The sequence below is a fragment of the Rhodococcus sp. WMMA185 genome, from assembly GCF_001767395.1.
Lineage (GTDB): Bacteria > Actinomycetota > Actinomycetes > Mycobacteriales > Mycobacteriaceae > Rhodococcus_F.
The window spans coordinates 2,364,964-2,382,942 of record NZ_CP017014.1; the positions used below are offsets into that span (position 1 = coordinate 2,364,964).

General features: G+C 64.7%; 15 protein-coding genes. 6 read left to right on the forward strand and 9 right to left on the reverse strand.

What is annotated here, in order from left to right; all coding sequences use genetic code 11:
• Positions 1-36: 36 nt before the first annotated feature.
• The 4 genes from nadD to BFN03_RS10555 form a co-directional block, all read right to left on the reverse strand.
• Entirely contained in the window at positions 37-777 is a 741-nt protein-coding gene (nadD, locus tag BFN03_RS10540) for a nicotinate-nucleotide adenylyltransferase (protein WP_084385585.1), read from the reverse strand.
• A gap of 19 nt (positions 778-796) precedes the next feature.
• Positions 797-2,254, reverse strand: coding sequence for a vWA domain-containing protein (locus BFN03_RS10545; RefSeq protein WP_070378961.1), 1,458 nt, complete (start codon positions 2,252-2,254; stop codon positions 797-799).
• 12 nt (positions 2,255-2,266) lie between these two features.
• Positions 2,267-3,157 (reverse strand): AAA family ATPase, encoded by an 891-nt coding sequence (locus BFN03_RS10550; protein WP_070378962.1) that lies wholly within the window; start codon positions 3,155-3,157, stop codon positions 2,267-2,269.
• 78 nt (positions 3,158-3,235) lie between these two features.
• Complete coding sequence (locus BFN03_RS10555) at positions 3,236-4,516, reverse strand: glutamate-5-semialdehyde dehydrogenase (protein WP_070378963.1); 1,281 nt, start codon at positions 4,514-4,516, stop codon at positions 3,236-3,238.
• A gap of 191 nt (positions 4,517-4,707) precedes the next feature.
• Between BFN03_RS10555 and BFN03_RS10560 the strand changes: the two genes are divergently transcribed.
• The 6 genes from BFN03_RS10560 to BFN03_RS10585 all read left to right on the forward strand — a co-directional run bounded on the left by BFN03_RS10560 (position 4,708) and on the right by BFN03_RS10585 (position 10,964).
• Positions 4,708-6,807: a RecQ family ATP-dependent DNA helicase gene (locus tag BFN03_RS10560; RefSeq protein WP_070378964.1), complete on the forward strand. Its 2,100-nt coding sequence runs from the start codon at positions 4,708-4,710 to the stop codon at positions 6,805-6,807.
• 150 nt (positions 6,808-6,957) lie between these two features.
• Entirely contained in the window at positions 6,958-7,470 is a 513-nt protein-coding gene (gene ectA, locus BFN03_RS10565) for a diaminobutyrate acetyltransferase (RefSeq protein WP_070378965.1), read from the forward strand.
• Between the two features lie 28 nt (positions 7,471-7,498).
• Complete coding sequence (gene ectB / locus BFN03_RS10570; RefSeq protein ID WP_070378966.1) at positions 7,499-8,761, forward strand: diaminobutyrate--2-oxoglutarate transaminase; 1,263 nt, start codon at positions 7,499-7,501, stop codon at positions 8,759-8,761.
• A 17-nt stretch (positions 8,762-8,778) separates the two neighbouring features.
• A complete protein-coding gene (locus BFN03_RS10575) occupies positions 8,779-9,177 on the forward strand; it encodes an ectoine synthase (RefSeq protein WP_070378967.1) in 399 nt (132 codons plus the stop codon).
• A 9-nt stretch (positions 9,178-9,186) separates the two neighbouring features.
• The gene (locus BFN03_RS10580; protein WP_070378968.1) at positions 9,187-10,116 is read left to right on the forward strand and encodes a D-isomer specific 2-hydroxyacid dehydrogenase family protein; all 930 of its coding nucleotides are present in this window, start codon (positions 9,187-9,189) and stop codon (positions 10,114-10,116) included.
• Positions 10,117-10,136: 20 nt separating this feature from the next.
• Entirely contained in the window at positions 10,137-10,964 is an 828-nt protein-coding gene (locus tag BFN03_RS10585) for an NAD-dependent protein deacetylase (RefSeq protein ID WP_070378969.1), read from the forward strand.
• Between the two features lie 3 nt (positions 10,965-10,967).
• Here BFN03_RS10585 and proB read toward each other — a convergent pair whose 3' ends face one another.
• The 5 genes from proB to BFN03_RS10610 form a co-directional block, all read right to left on the reverse strand.
• Positions 10,968-12,068 (reverse strand): glutamate 5-kinase, encoded by a 1,101-nt coding sequence (proB, locus tag BFN03_RS10590; protein WP_070378970.1) that lies wholly within the window; start codon positions 12,066-12,068, stop codon positions 10,968-10,970.
• Positions 12,065-13,525: a GTPase ObgE gene (obgE, locus tag BFN03_RS10595; protein ID WP_070378971.1), complete on the reverse strand. Its 1,461-nt coding sequence runs from the start codon at positions 13,523-13,525 to the stop codon at positions 12,065-12,067. Before obgE ends, proB begins: the two co-directional genes overlap by 4 nt.
• Positions 13,526-13,696: 171 nt before the next feature.
• Positions 13,697-13,960 (reverse strand): 50S ribosomal protein L27, encoded by a 264-nt coding sequence (rpmA, locus tag BFN03_RS10600; protein ID WP_070378972.1) that lies wholly within the window; start codon positions 13,958-13,960, stop codon positions 13,697-13,699.
• Between the two features lie 59 nt (positions 13,961-14,019).
• Positions 14,020-14,331, reverse strand: coding sequence for a 50S ribosomal protein L21 (rplU, locus tag BFN03_RS10605; RefSeq protein WP_070378973.1), 312 nt, complete (start codon positions 14,329-14,331; stop codon positions 14,020-14,022).
• Between the two features lie 204 nt (positions 14,332-14,535).
• Positions 14,536-17,853, reverse strand: coding sequence for a translation initiation factor IF-2 N-terminal domain-containing protein (locus BFN03_RS10610; RefSeq protein ID WP_070378974.1), 3,318 nt, complete (start codon positions 17,851-17,853; stop codon positions 14,536-14,538).
• Positions 17,854-17,979: the final 126 nt, after the last annotated feature.

Genomic DNA, 17,979 nt, shown 5'->3' on the forward strand with positions numbered 1-17,979 from the left:
TTCTCCCAGTTCGTTCTCGAAGTGTTCTGATAGTGCCTAGTCATTGGTCTTGCCGTCATTGGTCTTGCCGTCATTGGTCTTGTCGTCATTGGTCTTGCCTGGGGCCGGCTCGGACACGGTTGTGGCACCGTCTGGGCGCTCGGAGTCCAATGGCCGGTACAGGTTCCGCTTGGAGATGTACTGGACCACGCCGTCAGGAACGAGATACCACACAGGCCGGTGTCGACTGGCGCGCCGCCGACACTCGGTCGAGGAGATCGCCAGGGCCGGGACCTCGATCAAGGTGACCGCATCCTCCGGCAGCGCGTCAAGATGACCGGACAGATGTTCGGTGTTGAGATCGAATCCCGGACGCGACACCCCGACAAACTTCGCCAGCGAGAACAGTTCCTCCCAGTCCTGCCAGGACAGAATACTCGCCAAGGCATCCGCACCGGTAATGAAGTACAACTCGGCGTCGGGGTGGGTGTTCCGCATGTCACGCAGTGTGTCGACCGTGTAGGTGACCTTGTCACGGTCGATGTCAACCCTGCTGACCGAGAACCGTGGATTCGACGCGGTGGCGATGACTGTCATGAGGTACCGGTCCTCGGCGCGGCTGACCTCCCTGCCCTCCTTCTGCCACGGCCTGCCGGTCGGCGCAAAAATCACCTCGTCGAGCCTGAATCGGTCGGCAACTTCACTAGCCGCCACCAGGTGACCGTGGTGAATGGGGTCGAAGGTGCCGCCCATGACCCCCAGGCGGCGTCGGGGTGTGCCCTGCGTTCCCTGTTCCACGAGTGTCGAGCTTACTTGCTCAGACCGGAAGTAACCCGGCGACCACCGACGTGAGCTGCTGGGCAGACCGGCACTCGTACATGCTGATGACCTCGTTGTAGACCTCGGCCGCGGAGTCTCCCGCCCCCCACTGCGCCCGTGGTTCGGGGTTGAGCCAGTACGCGTGCCTCGCGACAGACACCAGTCCTGCCAGCGCCTCGAGGTTCGGATCGCGATAGTTGTTTCGGCCGTCTCCGAGCACCAACAGGGACGTGCGCGAGGTGATACTTCCGGCGAACCTCTCGGCGAACACGCCGAATGCGTTGCCGTAATCGGAATGTCCGTCGTAGGAGACGAGATCGGCTTCCCGGATCATTCTCGACATGGCACTGCCGAGGTCGGCTCCGGAATCGAAGAAGTGCGTGACCTCGTCCGCGGTGTCGACGAACGCGAACACCCGCACCCGGGAAAACTGTTCCCGCAGAGCATGAACGAGCAGAAGTGTGAAATGGCTGAATCCGGCGACCGAACCGGATACATCGCACATCACCACGAGCTCGGGGCGAGCGCGGCGGGGCTTTCTCTCGACGAGATCGATGGGCACGCCCCCGGTGGACATCGACTTACGCAGTGTCCTCCGCAGATCGATGGAACCGGCCCGGCTGCGCTTGCGCCGGACCGCGAGTCGGCTCGCAAGCACCCTTGCCAGCGCAGAGACGTTGCGTTTCAGCACAGTCAGTTCGGAATCGGACGCACGCAGAAAGTCGACTTCTTCGGCCAGCCGGGGTACGCCATACGACGCCACCCGTTCCTTGCCCATGTTCTCGGCCACCCGCCGCCGTGTCTCCCGTTCCACCATCTTCCGGAAATCGGCAATCCGCTGCGCCGCTGCCCGCTTGGCCACTTCAGATTGGTAGCTATGCGTCGCCGCGGGGTGGCCCCCTGCCTGATTGCCCAAGAGCCCGTCGAGGATCTTGCTGAGCAGAGTTTCTGGTGCCACGTCGCGCAATACCTGGTACGCGGAGAACGACGGCCCGTTCGCAGACTGGTACTGCCCGAGTTCCTCTACCATTTGCGCGGTCAGAAGTTCGGTGAGTTCGACGGCCTCACGCGACCCGTCCGTGAGTAGTTCGACGATCAACTCGCGCAGCGCGTCATAGTCGATCTCGCCCTTCACATTGCGCGGCAGACTCGTTTCGCTCCCGCTATCGAGGCGATTTCCGACCGCGGCCGGAAACCAGAGATCGAACAGAGCATCGAACGTGGGCCGGTGGGTCGGTCGACGCAGCAGCGCGCACGCAAGACCTTCCCGGAGCGACTCCCGATCGAGTAGGTCGAGGACCGACATGACCCGCCCCGCGTCGACGGTCTCGGAGGTGCCGACCACTATCCCGCGTCGACGCAGCGCCTCGACGAAGTCCACGAGATGCCCCGGCAGTCCGTGCTCCGCGGCAGATCCGACCGGATTCGACCGGAAGGAAGGCCCAGCAGCAGCCATCGGAAAGTCCCTCTAGTTCAGTCGCAGCTCGGCAGCAGCGCGCAGTTGGTCGGATTGGTGTTTGAGAACTACACCCATCGTGGCGCGCACGGCGTCGTCGTCGAGTGTGTCGAGTCCGAGCGCGAGAAGCGTGCGCCCCCAGTCGATGGTCTCGGCGACCGACGGCAGCTTCTTGAGCTGCATACCTCGCAACACACGGACCGTCTCGACCAATTGCGCTGCGATGGCCTGTGGAAGCTCCGGCACCCGGCTGGCGAGGATCCGCCGCTCGAGGTCAGCATCGGGGAAATCGAGATGCAGAAAGAGGCAGCGGCGCTTGAGTGCCTCTGACAACTCCCGAGTGGCATTCGAGGTCAGGACAACGAACGGCTTCCTCGTGGCCGTGATAGTGCCCAACTCGGGGACAGTGACCGCGAAGTCGCTGAGCACCTCGAGGAGTAAACCCTCGATCTCTACGTCTGCCTTGTCGGTTTCGTCGACGAGCAGCACCGTGGGGTCCTCGCGCCGGATGGCGGTCAGCAGTGGTCGCGACAGCAAGAACTCCTCGGAGAAGACGTCCGCCTTGGTGGCATCCCATCCTCCCGACGCCTCATTCGCGCCCGCCTGGATACGCAGGATCTGCTTCGCGTGGTTCCACTCGTAGAGCGCCCTGGCCTCGTCGACTCCTTCGTAGCACTGCAAGCGCACCAGCTCCGAGCCCGTGGCCTCGGCTACGGCACGCGCAAGCTCAGTCTTGCCTACACCGGCAGGACCCTCGATGAGCAGGGGCTTTCCGAGCCTGTCCGCTAGGAAGACCGCCGTCGCGGAGGCCTTGTCGGCCAGGTAACCGGTATCGGCGAGACGGTCGACAACGTCGTCGACATTGGCGAAGAACGGTGTCGTGGTCTCGAGGGTGCGGTCCACGCTCAATCCTTTCGGAAGTGCTGTGTAGAGGGGTTCGACGCAGAGGGGTTCGACGCAGAGGGGTTCGACACAGAGGATCTAGACCGGGCGGGTGTGCCCATCTCCCCATACGATCCATTTTGTGGACGTCAGCTCCGGAAGCCCCATGGGACCGCGCGCGTGCAACTTCTGCGTGGATATTCCGATCTCGGCACCAAACCCGAACTGCTCACCGTCTGTGAACGCGGTAGAGGCGTTCACCATCACGGCGGCGGCGTCGACCCGGGCGGTGAACTCGCGTGCGGCGCTGAGGTCTGACGTCACGATCGCCTCGGTGTGACCGGTTCCGTACCTGTCGATGTGCTCGACCGCCGCACCGAGATCATCGACGACGCCGAGCGCGATATCGAGTGTGAGGTACTCATCGGACCAGTCCGTTTCGGTCGCAGGCACCAGACCCGGGAGATCTCCGTGAACCGTGACGCCGTGCGTCTCGAGGGCCTTGCGCAGCCTCGGAACCGCCGTTTCGGCAATCGCCGCGTCGATCAGGACCGTCTCCGCGGTGTTGCACACGCTCGGGCGTCGGGTCTTGGAGTTGACCAGGATCCTCTCGGCCATCTCGAGGTCCGCAGCGGCATGGACATAGACATGGCAGTTGCCGACGCCCGTCTCGACAGTCGGAACCGTGGCATCACGCACGACGGCGCTGATCAGCCCCGCGCCACCGCGTGGAATAACGACGTCCACCAGACCACGGGCCTGAATCAGGTGCGTGACGCTCGAGCGGTCCTCGCTCGGCAGTAGCTGCACCGCATCCTCGGGCAGCTGTTGCGCTGCCAGCGACGCCCGCACGGCCGTAACCAGGGCGGCATTCGACCTGGCTGCCGACGACGACCCCCGCAGCAGCGCGGCATTGCCGGATTTGAATGCCAGACCGAACGCGTCGACGGTGACGTTCGGCCGGGCCTCGTACACCATGCCCACCACGCCCAGAGGAACCCGCAGTTGGCGGAGTTCGAGAGCGTTGGGGAGCGTGGACCCTCGTACCACTTCACCGATCGGATCAGGGAGGCCGGCCACCTGACGGAGTCCGGACGCAATTCCTTCGAGCCGGTCCGGGGTCAGCCGCAAACGGTCGAGCAGCGAATCCTCGATGCCCGACGCCTGAGCCGATTCGATGTCGGCCGTGTTGGCGGTGAAGATCGCGTCGGCAGCGGCGAGCACGGCATCGGCCGCCGCGTGGAGCGCCGCATCCTTCTGCGCCGTGGTCAGGAGCGCGAGGGCCCGCGACGCGGTGCGGGCTCGACGGGCCGCCGCATGAACAGCGTCGCGGGTATCGACCGCGGCGTCGGACGACGAGCTGGATGTCACTGCTGTCATGAAGACAGCCTATCTACCCGGTCCCGAGGACGATCCCCTCCCCCACGCAGGTCAGGACGGATACCGGCCGCGTCGCCACAAGTGCTGAGCGGCAACCGCCACGGGCACGCTCGCAGCTGGCGAAACTCCATGCCGCGCGTTCGACGATCGGGACGCACTCAGTTCGGCCGCTGTCGTGCACGATGGGGAGCATGACGACCGCGACCGGGCCAGCACTGCGCGATGAGGCCGAACGGCTGCTTCGCGACCTTGCAGGTGAGCGCGCCTCCCTGCGTGACGATCAGTGGACTGCCATCGAGGCGCTAGTGGTCCACCGCAGGCGGACGCTTGTCGTCCAACGGACGGGCTGGGGCAAGTCCGCGGTCTACTTCATAGCCGCGAAATTGTTGCGGGCGCATGGGCACGGTCCCACTGTCATCGTCTCGCCGCTCCTCGCCCTGATGCGCAACCAGGTGGCGTCGGCGGAACGTGCGGGTGTCCGGGCCGCCACAATCAACTCGGGCAACGTCACCGAATGGGAGGACATCCACGCCCGAGTCGCCGGGAATGAACTGGACGTGCTCTTGGTCAGCCCCGAACGTCTCAACAACCCCGACTTCCGCGATCAGGTTCTTCCCTCGCTGGCCGCGGATGCGGGGTTGGTCGTCGTCGACGAGGCGCACTGCGTCTCCGACTGGGGCCACGACTTCCGTCCCGACTACCGGCGGATCCGCACGCTGATCGCCGAACTCGGTGAAGGGATACCAGTGCTGGCCACAACCGCCACGGCCAACGATCGGGTGGTCTCCGATGTTTCCATTCAGCTCGGGGTGGGCGGAGCGGAGGCCCTCGTCCTGCGTGGTGGCCTCGAGCGCGATTCCCTGCACCTGTCGGTGGTCCGAATCCCCGAGGCCACCGCCCGCGCCGCCTGGCTCACCGAGAGACTGGACAGTCTTCCGGGGTCAGGAATCATCTACACGCTGACCGTGTCGGCGGCACAGGACTTGGCGAGCCTGCTGTCCGAGCGGGGTCACGCGGTTTCCGCATACACGGGGCAAACCGATGCCGCGGAACGGGAAGCGCTCGAGCAGGACCTTCTCGCCAACCGCGTCAAGGCTCTCGTGGCAACGTCTGCTCTCGGCATGGGATTCGACAAACCGGACCTGGGATTCGTCGTGCACATGGGTGCGCCGTCTTCGCCCATCTCCTACTACCAACAGGTCGGGCGTGCGGGGCGCTCCACCGATCGTGCCGAGGTAATCTTGCTCCCCGGCTCGGAGGACAGGCAAATCTGGAGCTACTTCGCCTCTGTAGCGTTTCCCCGAGAGCATGTGGTGCGCAGGGTGATCGAGGTTCTCGACCCCGAGCGCCCACAGTCCACGCCGGCACTCGAACCGCTGGTGGATCTGGGCCGTGCCCGACTCGAGATGGTCCTGAAAGTCCTCGACGTGGATGGCGCCGTGAAACGGGTACGCGGCGGTTGGGTGGGTACCGGGCAGCCGTGGACATATGACGCCGACCGCTACGAACGTCTGGAGCGTGCCCGGGAAGCCGAGCAGGAGGCGATGGTCGACTACCAGCGGATCACAACCTGCAGGATGGCATTCCTACGCGAACAACTCGACGATCCGGACTTGGCGCTTGGCACCTCCGATTGCGGCCGTTGCGACAACTGCACCGGTGTCCGCCATGACACCGGCGTCGACGCCGAGACCGTCCGCCGAACCAGATCGCGTCTGGAACGTCCCGGCGTCGACCTGGCTCCACGCAAGCAGTGGCCCAACGGGCTCGCGAAGCTCGGCGTGCAGCTGTCCGGGAAAATCAGCGACGGCCCCGAACCCGGGCGCATCCTGGGGCGATTGTCCGATCTCGGCTGGGGCCAGCGCCTTCGGGCACTCCTCGACGAACCGGACGGCCCCGCCGGCGAGTGGGTCGTGAAGGCGTGTATCGAGGTTCTCGCATCCTGGGACTGGGCCGAGCGGCCCACCTCGGTGATCGCCGTCGAATCGGCAACTCATCCCATGCTCGCCGCTTCACTCGCCGATCAGCTCGCAGATGTCGGCCGCCTGCATCACCTGGGCGTTTTGAGACTTCGCCCCGGTCACCCGCCGGTGTCCGCCGCCAACTCCGCGCATCGGGTGGCAGGCCTCGTGGACGCGTGGGAGGCTCCCCACGTCGCCGATGAAACCGGCCCCGTGCTTCTGGTCGATACCGTCACCGACACCGGATGGACGCTGACCATGGCTGCTCGAACGCTACGCGCCGCCGGGGTCGCGTCGGTTCTTCCGTTCGCGCTTGCGGGCGTGAAGTAATCGAAATCGGCGACTTCAGTTCGTCAATGAAGCATTGAATGTGACGAGCATCACTTTACATGCTTCACCTGCGAAGCCCCGCCAACTGGAGGGTCCAATTGCGCAACATACGTGAAATCGGCGAGTTTGGTTGTTAGGTTCAGATATCCAATGAGGCCTGTCCAAGAGAGTGCCATCCCGACCACCGCGCCGGACGCGGTGTTGTTCAGAAGTCCACAGATCGCTGACGGAGTCCGGCTCTGGGAGATCGCCGCGAACACGGAAGTGCTCGATCTCAATTCGAGTTACGCATATCTGTTGTGGTGTAGAGACTTCAGCCGCTCATCTATCGTCGCGGTCGTCGACGAGCGTATAGTCGGATTCGTTACGGGTTTCATTCGCCCCGAATCCCCTGAGACTCTGTTCGTCTGGCAGGTTGCCGTAGACGCAGACCAGCGCGGCAAAGGCATTGCAGGCCGGATGCTGAGTTCTCTACTCGATCGGCTTGCACCCGACGGAATCGAGCGCCTCGAAACGACGATCAGCCCCGACAACGAGGCGTCGATCGCGTTGTTCACTGCATTGGCGCGGCACCGAGGCATGGCAATTGCCAAGGATGAACTGTTCTCCCCCAATGATTTTCCCGATGGACACGAAGCCGAAGATCTCTACACGATCGGCTGACAGCACTCCACGGAGGAATGGAACAAACATGACGAACTCCGATATGACAATCTTCGAAACCCTCGAGTCCGAGGTTCGCAGTTACAGCCGCGGTTGGCCGACCGTGTTCGAATCCGCGTCCGGATCATGGATCCGCGACGAGAACGGCCGCGACTACCTCGACTTCTTCGCCGGTGCCGGTTCACTGAACTACGGACACAACAACCCGATCCTGAAGTCGGCGCTGGTCGACTACATCGTCGGCGACGGCATCACCCATGCTCTCGACATGTCGACCGTGGCGAAACGCGACTTGCTCCAGACGTTCCAGGACACGATCCTGAAGCCGCGCGGGCTCGACTACAAGGTTCAGTTCCCCGGTCCCACCGGCACCAATACCGTCGAGGCCGCATTGAAGCTGGCGCGCAAAGTAACTGGGCGTTCGTCGATCATCAACTTTACCAACGCTTTCCACGGCATGACGTTGGGCGCCCTGTCGGTGACAGGCAATTCCATGAAGCGTGCCGGAGCTGGAATCCCGCTGGTACACGCCACTCCGATGCCGTTCGACAACTACTTCGACGGCGTCACCGAGGATTTTCACTGGTTCTCGCGGGTGCTCGACGACTCGGGTAGCGGACTGAACCGCCCGGCCGCCGTGATCGTGGAGACCGTGCAGGGAGAGGGCGGAGTCAACGTCGCTCGCCCCGAATGGCTGCGCGCCCTCGCGGACCTGTGCGCCGAGCGTGACATCCTGTTGATCGTCGACGACGTCCAGATGGGTTGCGGACGTACCGGCCCGTTCTTCTCGTTCGAGGTGGCCGGCATCGAACCGGACATCGTCTGCCTGTCGAAGTCGATCAGTGGCTACGGACTCCCGATGGCTCTGACACTGTTCAAGCGCGACCTCGACGTCTGGGGGCCGGGCGAGCACAACGGCACATTCCGAGGAAACAACCCTGCGTTCATCACCTCGAAGGTGGCGCTGGACAATTTCTGGTCCGACGACAAGCTCCACAAGTCGACGTTGGCCAAAGGCGAGAAGATTCACCAGGCGTTCGCCGAACTGACGAAGCAGTTCGACGGCTCCGTCTCCACCCGCGGTCGCGGGCTCGTTCAGGGTCTCGTGTTCGACGAGGCGGAGCTCGCCGGGAAAGTCTGCAAACTCGCGTTCGACGAAGGACTGCTCGCGGAGACCTCGGGACCGTCCGATGAGGTGGTCAAGCTTCTGCCTGCGCTCACGATCACCGACGAAGAGCTCGATCACGGGCTCGCCATTCTCGCCGACGCGACCGCCAAGGCTTGCAGCTAGAGAGGACTGAACCAGACATGATCGTTCGCACCACCGCCGAGATAACCGGCACCGACCGCGACGTCACCAGCGAGGACGGTAATTGGCGCAGCAAGCGCATCGTCCTCGGCGGCGACAAGGTGGGCTTCTCGTTCCACGAGACCACTATCAAAGCGGGGTCGATCAACGAGTTCCACTACGCCAACCACATCGAGGCGGTCTGGCTGATCGAGGGAACCGGGAAACTCGTCGACCTCGACAACGACAAGGTCTACGAACTCGGCCCCGGGTCGATGTATCTGCTCAACGGTCACGACCGCCACCGCGTCGAACCCGAGACCGAAATGCGGATGCTGTGTGTGTTCAACCCTCCTGTTACCGGACGTGAGGTGCACGACGAGAACGGTGTCTACCCGTTGATCGAGGTGCCGGCGTAAGTTCGACCTATGGTCGCCGCCACTCCAGCTATCGCCATAGGACCCGCCCCGGACCCGCTTCTCGACGATGCGGTGCGCCGGGGCGGCGCTCGATTGGCACCGATCGAGTCCGCCGACGCCCTCGTGTGGTCCGAGAACCCGGTCGGGTTCCCGGACCCGCTGCCAGAGAACATTCGTTGGGTGCAGTTGGGATCCGCTGGAGTCGAGGAGTGGTTCTCCGCGGGGTTGATCCCCTCCGATACCTCGATAGTGTGGACATCGGCGGCCGGCGCCTTCGCGGCCACCGTGGCCGAGCATGCCCTGACGCTGCTCCTGGCCGGGGTTCGTGCGCTCCCCGAGCACCTGGAGGCGAAAACCTGGCGCCAGCAGGAGTTTCTCTCGAAGGTCGGCACGCTGCGGGGCGCCACCGTAGCGATCGTGGGCGCGGGCGGGATCGGCCGAGCGCTGATTCCGATGCTCGCCGGGGTCGGGGCCGACGTCGTCGCGGTGAATCGCTCCGGCAGCCCGGTCCCGGGCGCGATCGAGACACTGCCCGCTACCCGCCTCGGTGAGGTGTGGTCACGCGCGGATCACTTCGTGATCGGGGCACCTGCCACCGACGCCACCCATCACCTGGTCGGAGCGGCCGAACTCGCCCAGATGAAGCCGACCTCGTGGGTGATCAACGTCGCCCGCGGCTCTCTCGTCCACACGACTGCGTTGGTGAAAGCTCTGCGAGACAAGACTATCGGGGGTGCTGGTCTGGACGTGACAGATCCCGAGCCCCTTCCTGACGGCCACCCGCTGTGGGATCTGCCCAACGTGATCATCACGCCGCACGATTCCAACCCGCCGTCGGTCCGCCCCCCTGCCTTCGCGGAGCACGTGGCGTTGAACGTGGCTCGATTCGTCGCGGGCGAGAAACTCACTGCACTGATCGATCCTGTCGTCGGGTACTGAGCCGGCGCTACGCTGGAGCCGTGTTCGACCGACTACTCGGTGCACTCGACGGCTGGCGTCTATGCGTGATCACCGGCGCCGGTATCTCCACGGACTCCGGTATCCCCGACTACCGAGGTCCGAACGCCCCGACACGACGTCCGATCACCTATCAGCAGTTCATCGGGGATCCTGAGCTTCGTCGCCGTTACTGGGCGCGGAACCACCTGGGCTGGCGGCACATGGACGCAGCGCGTCCCAATGCCGGGCATCGCGCACTCGCCGGGCTCGAGCGCGCAGGGATAGTAGATGCGGTCATCACCCAAAACATCGATCTTCTGCACACGAAGGCCGGCAGTCGCCGAGTGATCGATCTTCACGGAACCTACGCCCGCGTCCGGTGCCTGACCTGCGGGGCGCTGATCTCCCGAGCGGCACTCGACGACCGGCTCGAACATGCGAACCCTGGTTTCTCCGACACAGCGGTCGCCTCGCGGGGTGTCCAGACCGCGCCGGATGCGGATGCCGTGCTGACGATCACGGGAGAATTCCGAATGGTCGACTGTGAGATTTGCGGTGGCATCCTCAAACCCGATTTCGTCTATTTTGGCGAGTCGGTCCCCAAGCCCCGGGTAGCGTCCGCCTTCTCCCTGGTGGACGAGGCGCAAGCGCTCCTGGTGGCAGGTTCTTCGCTCACTGTCATGTCGGGGCTGAGGTTCGTCCGGCATGCCGCCAAACGTGAGATCCCGATTGTCATCGTCAACCGAGGCCCGACGCGCGGGGACGAGTTGGCAACCCTGACCCTGCACGCCGGATGTTCGGAGGCACTGAGCGCGCTACTGGCCGCTAGTCCCGTAGCGCCCGCCTAAACGCTACAGAGGCACCAGGTCGTCCGCATGGATCACGGGACGCTGCAGGTCAGCTGGCAGTTCCAAGGTCGACTTGCCGAGAATGCCCGTGATCTCCGAGGAGTCGAAGGCCACCACTCCTCTGGCTACCGGGTGCCCCTGCGGGCCGAGAAGCGCGACGACGTCACCGCCGTAGAACCGTCCCGACACCGCGGTGATTCCTGCGGGCAACAACGAGCGCCGCTTGCTCACGATCGCCTGGACAGCGCCCTCGTCAACGTGCAGAATCCCCTGCTCATCAGCAGCGTGGCGCACCCAGAACTTGCGTGCCGACAACCGCCCCCGGCGCCCGGCGAAGGCCGTCCCGACAGTCGCATCCTTCAGCGCAGCCTCCGCTTCGGAAGCGGCGGCGAGCAACACGGGCACCCCAGCATCGGCTGCGAGGCGTGCCGCCGACAGTTTGGACGCCATCCCGCCGGTGCCGAGAGCTCCGCCGGAACCGGCAACTACGCCGTCGAGATCCTCGGGACTGTTTACCTCGCGTATCAGGGTGGCGCCACCCTTACGAGGGTCCCCATCGTAGAGCCCGTCGACGTCCGAGAGAAGCACGAGCGCTTCGGCGCCGACCAGATGGGCAACTAGTGCCGCGAGCCTGTCGTTGTCACCGAATCTCAGTTCCGCGGTAGCGACGGTGTCGTTCTCGTTGACGACCGCGACCGCGTGCAAAGCACGCAGCCTGTCGAGCGTGCGCTGAGCGTTCCGGTGCTGCGTTCGGCGCGCGATGTCATCAGCGGTGAGCAGCACCTGGCCAACGGTGCGGCCGTGGCGGGCGAACGACGTGCCCCAGGCATGAGCGAGCGCCAGTTGCCCGACGCTCGCCGCAGCCTGCTTGGTCGCCAGATCGCGTGGCCGTTTGGTCAGACCCAGCGGCGCCAATCCGGCGCCCACAGCCCCGGACGATACGACCACCACGTCCGAACCGGCGCGCATGCGCGCTTCGATCGCATCGGTGAGTGCGTCGAGTCGGCCCGTGTCCAGTCCGCCGACCAGACTGGTCAACGCCGAGGAGCCTATTTTGACGACGATGCTGCCTGCAGACGCGATCGTCTGCCGGGTGGCGCTCACTGCTCTTCGGAGTCGGGGCTGTCCAGGCCACGACGAATCCTGGACGCGTGCTTGCGCTCTGCCGCGCCGATGCGCTCCACCTGGTCGAGTCGTGGATCCGTACCGCGCCCGGTCCTGGTCAGATCGACCCCGGCCGGCGTCTGGGGCTCCCAATCGAAACTCACATCACCGATGGTGACACAAGCGCCCGGCTCGGCGCCCTGCTCGACCAGCGCGTCCTCGACACCGAGCCGCGCGAGGCGGTCGGCGAGGTAGCCGACGGCCTCGTCGTTGGAAAATTGTGTCTGCTGCACCCAGCGCTCCGGCCTGGCGCCACGGACGATGAACCCGCCGGGTACCTCGGGATCGGCGATGACACTGAAACTGCTCTCGTTGGACGCGACAGGCCGAATGACCTGGCGTTTCGGAGCAGCCTTCGGGTGCGCCTCGCGATACTCCTTTACTAGTTTCGCCAAAGCGAATGTCAACGGGCGCAACCCTTCTCTGCTGACCGCCGAGATCGTGAACACAGGCCACCCGCGGGCTTCGAGATCGGGGGTAACCATTTCCGCGAGTTCGGCCGCCTCCGGCACGTCCGCCTTATTGAGGATCACGACGCGGGGACGGTCTGCTAGGTCACCGAGGCCGGTGTCGCCGGACAGTGCGCCGCTGTACGCCGCGAGTTCGGCCTCGAGCGCATCGATGTCAGAGATCGGGTCGCGGCCGGGGTCCAGCGTCGCGCAGTCGACGACGTGGGCAAGCACGGCGCACCGCTCGAGGTGGCGCAGAAAGTCGAGCCCGAGTCCGCGTCCGTCGCTCGCGCCGGGGATCAGCCCTGGCACATCGGCCACCGTGAACGTGGTATCACCGCTCGACACCACCCCGAGATTCGGGACGAGAGTCGTGAACGGGTAGTCGGCAATTTTGGGCTTCGCCGCCGAGAGCACCGACACCAGCGACGACTTACCCGCGGAAGGAAATCCGACGAGTCCGACATCCGCCACGGATTTCAGTTCGAGCACCAGCTCGCGTTCGACCCCGTCCTCACCGAGGAGCGCGAAGCCCGGCGCCTTGCGCGCCTTCGAAGACAGGGCTGCGTTTCCGAGGCCGCCACGACCACCCTTGGCTGCCTCGAATCGGGTGCCCACCCCGACGAGGTCGGCAAGAATCCGGCCGTCCTTGTCGAGAACGACGGTGCCGTCCGGAACCTTGAGGATCAGATCCTCACCCTGCGCGCCGTCACGGTTGCTACCCATGCCCTGCTTGCCGTTGGTCGCCTTCGCGTGAGGATGGAAGTGGAAGTCCAGGAGGGTGTGGACGTTGCCGTCCACTTCGAGAACGACGTCACCGCCACGCCCGCCGTTACCGCCGTCCGGGCCGCCGAGGGGCTTGAACTTCTCCCGGTGCACGGAGGCGCAGCCATTGCCGCCTTTTCCAGCGCTGACGTGCAGCACGACGCGGTCAATGAATCGGGACATGACTGCCGGATCCTTCCTCAGCCAATTGCGTTGATCTCACTTGCGGACACGTTCTTCAAGAGCAAGCCTCACCAAAAACAATAAGGGCGGACCGGGTGTCTCGACCCAGGTCCGCCCCTATCGGGAGCTTGGCAAGTCCCGTTTACGGGACGCTGCATGCTGTCGGCAGGACTAGGCCTCTGCCGCCGCCGGAACGATGTTCACGGTCTTGCGTCCGCGCTTGGTGCCGAACTCGACAGCACCGGCTGCGAGCGCGAACAGTGTGTCGTCACCACCGCGTCCGACGTTGACACCGGGGTGGAAGTGGGTTCCGCGCTGACGGACCAGGATCTCGCCGGCGCGGACGGACTGGCCGCCGAAGCGCTTCACGCCGAGTCGCTGAGCATTCGAATCGCGACCGTTACGGGAGCTGGATGCACCCTTCTTATGTGCCATGTTCTTGACCCTCCTCGGGTGAGATCAGCTCTGAAGCTTCTAGTTGCTTGAAACCGGGGCTACTTGATGCCGGTGACCTTGAGAACCGTCAGCTTCTGCCTGTGGCCCTGGCGCTTGTGGTATCCGGTCTTGTTCTTGAACTTGTGGATCCGGATCTTCGGGCCCTTGGTGTGCTCGACGACCTCGCCCGTGACCGAAACCTTGGCCAGCTTGTCAGCGTCGGTCGTCAGATCGGATCCGTCGACGACGAGGACGGGAGCAAGCGAAACAGCAGTGCCGGGCTCACCCTCGATCTTCTCGACCTTGACGAGGTCCCCAACGGAGACCTTGTACTGCTTTCCGCCGGTCTTGACGATCGCGTACGTTGCCATCGGAGGGCTACCCCTTGCTTCTTCGAACTTGTTCGCGCCACGGAGTGCACGACTGGTCTGGTGTTATGAGCTGCTCGGTCGGGATCGCGCAGCCCTCGAATAAGGGCACAGCTGACCATTATCGCCGAGTAGCGACTGATCAAGGCTACAGGACGGCAACCGCTCCGTACAAACCGGCAGCGATCACCGTCCCAGGGCCTTTGATCAATGATCGGCGTCCACCGGAGGTCCCGCGGGACGTGCCGCCGCGCGACGGCGTACCCTTCGCGGCGCGACCTGCGTCGCCACACCATCATGCGCCGACGAATCCTGGTCGCTCACCGAGGTTGCGGACATGGCCGATTCCGGTTTCGAATCACTTCCCACCTCGGGATCCGGCGTCGGAATCACGAAGACCGTTCCGCCACTATGGGTTTCGGCCGCCAGGACAGACGCCGCTCGAGTCACTCGGCGACTCCGCCGGCGTCTCGGTGCGGCCGCTTCCGGCTCGGAGTCGCCGACCGGTTCCGGTGCCTCGACCGGTGCCCGCTCCGATTCGGCCACGCTTGCAGTGGGTGCCTCCGCAGTGGATGCCTCTGCAGTAGGCGTCAACGAAGCCGACTGCGCCGGCTCAGCAGCGGCGGTGGGCCGCTCAGGAGCCTCCACAGCGGTCGCATCGCCCGAAAGGGCATCGCTCGGCTGTGCCGGTTCGTCACGCTTCGCGTCCGCACTCGCGGTCTCCTCCTCATGATGGTGATGTGCCATCGCGAGGGCGACCGGGTGCGCACGCTTGGCGGTCGCATCGGCCGCCTGGGCTTCCTCCGGCGCCGGAGTAGAAGACTCACGGCCAGACGACTTGTCGCGTCCACGCTTCTTCCGGGATCCACCGGATTCGCCCCGAGAGGAACCACGCGAACCGTCGTCCTCGGAGGACTTCATCTCGATCGGGTCCGCATGCACGATGATTCCCCGGCCATGGCAATGCTCGCAGTTGGTCGAGAACGCCTCGACCAGTCCGGTACCCAACTTCTTGCGGGTCATCTGAACCAGTCCGAGTGAGGTGACCTCGGAGACCTGGTGGCGGGTACGGTCGCGGCCCAGGGCCTCGGTAAGGCGCCGAAGCACGAGGTCGCGGTTCGACTCGAGCACCATGTCGATGAAGTCGACGACGATCATGCCGCCGATGTCACGCAAGCGCATCTGGCGGACGATCTCCTCTGCAGCCTCGAGGTTGTTCCTCGTGACGGTTTCCTCGAGGTTTCCGCCCGCTCCGGTGAACTTTCCGGTGTTGACGTCCACCACCGTCATCGCCTCGGTCCGGTCGATGACCAGCGTGCCTCCGGACGGCAACCACACCTTGCGGTCGAGCGCCTTGGCAAGTTGCTCGTTGATGCGGTGCACATCGAAGACATCGATACCGCCGTTGTCCGAAGTGTGCTGTTCGAGCCGCGGAAGCAGATCGGGGGCGACGGACGAAATGTATGACTCGACCGTCGTCCATGCCTTCTCGCCCTCGATGACCAGCTTCGAGAAGTCCTCGTTGAACAGGTCGCGGATGACCTTGACGAGAAGGTCGGGCTCCTCGTACAGGGCCTGAGGGTTCCCGGACTTGCCTGACTTCGCCTTCTCGACCTGTTCCTCGATCGCGGCCCACTGTTCCTGCAGGCGCGTGACATCGCGCGAGAGTTCCTCCTCGCTCACGCCCTCCGAAGCGGTCCGGATGATGACTCCGGCGTCCGCGGGGACGATGTCGCGCAGGATGTCCTTGAGCCGTCTGCGCTCGGTGTCGGGGAGTTTGCGACTGATACCGGTGGACGTGCCACCGGGTACGTACACGAGGAATCGGCCGGCGAGGCTGATCTGGGTGGTCAGCCGGGCACCCTTGTGCCCGATCGGATCCTTGCTGACCTGGACCAGCACCTGATCGCCGGGCTTGAGAGCCTGCTCGATCTTGCGTGAGTTGCCGCCGAGCCCGGCGGCCTCCCAGTTGACCTCGCCGGCATACAGAACGCCATTGCGCCCCCGGCCGATGTCGATGAACGCCGCTTCCATGCTCGGCAGTACGTTCTGAACGCGGCCGAGATAGACGTTGCCGACCATGGACGCCGACGACGACGTCGTCACGAAGTGTTCGACGAGGACGCCATCCTCGAGTACCGCAACCTGAGTGGTCGCATGCGGCCGCCCTGTGGGGACTCGGTCTCGGACGATCATGACACGATCGACGGCCTCGCGGCGGGCGAGGAACTCCGATTCGCTCAGGATGGGCGGGCGACGGCGGCCTGCGTCACGTCCGTCACGGCGACGCTGGCGCTTCGCCTCGAGCCGCGTAGAACCGGTGATGCCCTGAACTTCGTCCTTGGATCGGCTCTTGTTCCGAGGCTCCCGTTCGTGCACCACCGTGTTCGGCGGATCATCCTCGGAGCTGGTGTCACCGCTCGCCTCGCCGGAAGACTTGCGACGGCGCCGACGGCGACGGCGACGGCTCGAACCCTCGGTGTCGGAGTCGCTCGACTCCTCGCCCCCGGTCTGGTCGGATTCCGACCTCTGATCATCCGGAGATTTCTCCTCGGGGGATTTCTCCTCGGGGGCCTTCTCCTCGGAAGACTCTTTCTCGGACTCCGATTCGGTCTTCTCCTCGTCCTCGCGACTCAAGTCGGCCGTGTCTGCCTTGCTCGGCGCAGGTTCGCCCGTTTCGTCGCGAGCAAGGTCCTGGGCCTCGGCGGTGGATCCGCGCTGAGTTCCCGACTCGGCGCCTTGCTCGATCTGCTGTTCGCCGCGTCCCCGTCCGCGTCCACGACGTCCACGACGACGACGCCGAGGCTGATCGCTGTCGACCTCGGCCTCATCCGATTCGGAGTCTCTGGGTTCGTTCTCTCGGGGTTCTCGAGTCTCGTCTTCGCGCTTCTGCGCAACACCCGGTTCATCGGTGTTGGCGTCGGATGTCCCGGCTTCTCGGCGTCCACGCCGACGACGCGACGACGTCTCGACCGCGGCGGGATCTGGTTGGAGAAAGAGCGGGACGGCAGACGGCGCAGCCTGCTCAGCAGCAGGTTCCGGCATCTGTTGAGTGGAAGGGGCGTCGACTCCAAAGGTAGCGGGCGTGAAAATACTGGGTTCGCGCTGGGACTCCGAGGGTCCAAGCTCCGGCTGGGACTCGGAGAGTCCAGGTTCCGGCTCAGCGACTGCGGCTTGTTCGGAAACCGAGTCCCAAGCGACGTCCACCGCCGGCTCCGCCGCCTCAGTCGGCGCAGCCTGTTCGGCTGGAGCCGGTTCACCGGCAGTGGGCACTTCGACGGGAGCAACTTCTGCGGGCGCGAAGGCTGCCTGAACACGCTCGGCGATGTCGCGTTGCAGGCTCGACTGAGCGCTGCGCAATTCGGTTCCGAGGGCTGCAGCCTCAGCTAGGACCTGTTTACTCGTGACGCCCAGCAGTTTCGCGAGAGCGTGGACACGAATCTTCTCAGGAAGGGCCGGAACCGCACTTTGCGCGGTAGCCGTGTCGTTCGGCTCTGAATTTGTGGGCGGCGCTTGATCGGCCACGTAATCTCCTCAGCCCCCGGGCGCGTCCATCCCATGCTTGGGAATGTCACGCGGCCACTCGGGGACGCTGTGTGTGTACTCGCACCCCGATGTGAGCGCGAGATTGTTTGGTCTCGCTCCACACAT

Coding starts and splice junctions, on each gene's coding strand:
- BFN03_RS10580 (WP_070378968.1), top strand. CDS start 9,187: ATGGTCGCCGCCACTCCAGCTATCGCCATAGGACCCGCCCCGGACCCG.
- ectB (WP_070378966.1), top strand. CDS start 7,499: ATGACGAACTCCGATATGACAATCTTCGAAACCCTCGAGTCCGAGGTT.
- ectA (WP_070378965.1), top strand. CDS start 6,958: ATGAGGCCTGTCCAAGAGAGTGCCATCCCGACCACCGCGCCGGACGCG.
- BFN03_RS10545 (WP_070378961.1), bottom strand. CDS start 2,254: ATGGCTGCTGCTGGGCCTTCCTTCCGGTCGAATCCGGTCGGATCTGCC.
- BFN03_RS10555 (WP_070378963.1), bottom strand. CDS start 4,516: ATGACAGCAGTGACATCCAGCTCGTCGTCCGACGCCGCGGTCGATACC.
- obgE (WP_070378971.1), bottom strand. CDS start 13,525: ATGTCCCGATTCATTGACCGCGTCGTGCTGCACGTCAGCGCTGGAAAA.
- BFN03_RS10560 (WP_070378964.1), top strand. CDS start 4,708: ATGACGACCGCGACCGGGCCAGCACTGCGCGATGAGGCCGAACGGCTG.
- BFN03_RS10575 (WP_070378967.1), top strand. CDS start 8,779: ATGATCGTTCGCACCACCGCCGAGATAACCGGCACCGACCGCGACGTC.
- rpmA (WP_070378972.1), bottom strand. CDS start 13,960: ATGGCACATAAGAAGGGTGCATCCAGCTCCCGTAACGGTCGCGATTCG.
- rplU (WP_070378973.1), bottom strand. CDS start 14,331: ATGGCAACGTACGCGATCGTCAAGACCGGCGGAAAGCAGTACAAGGTC.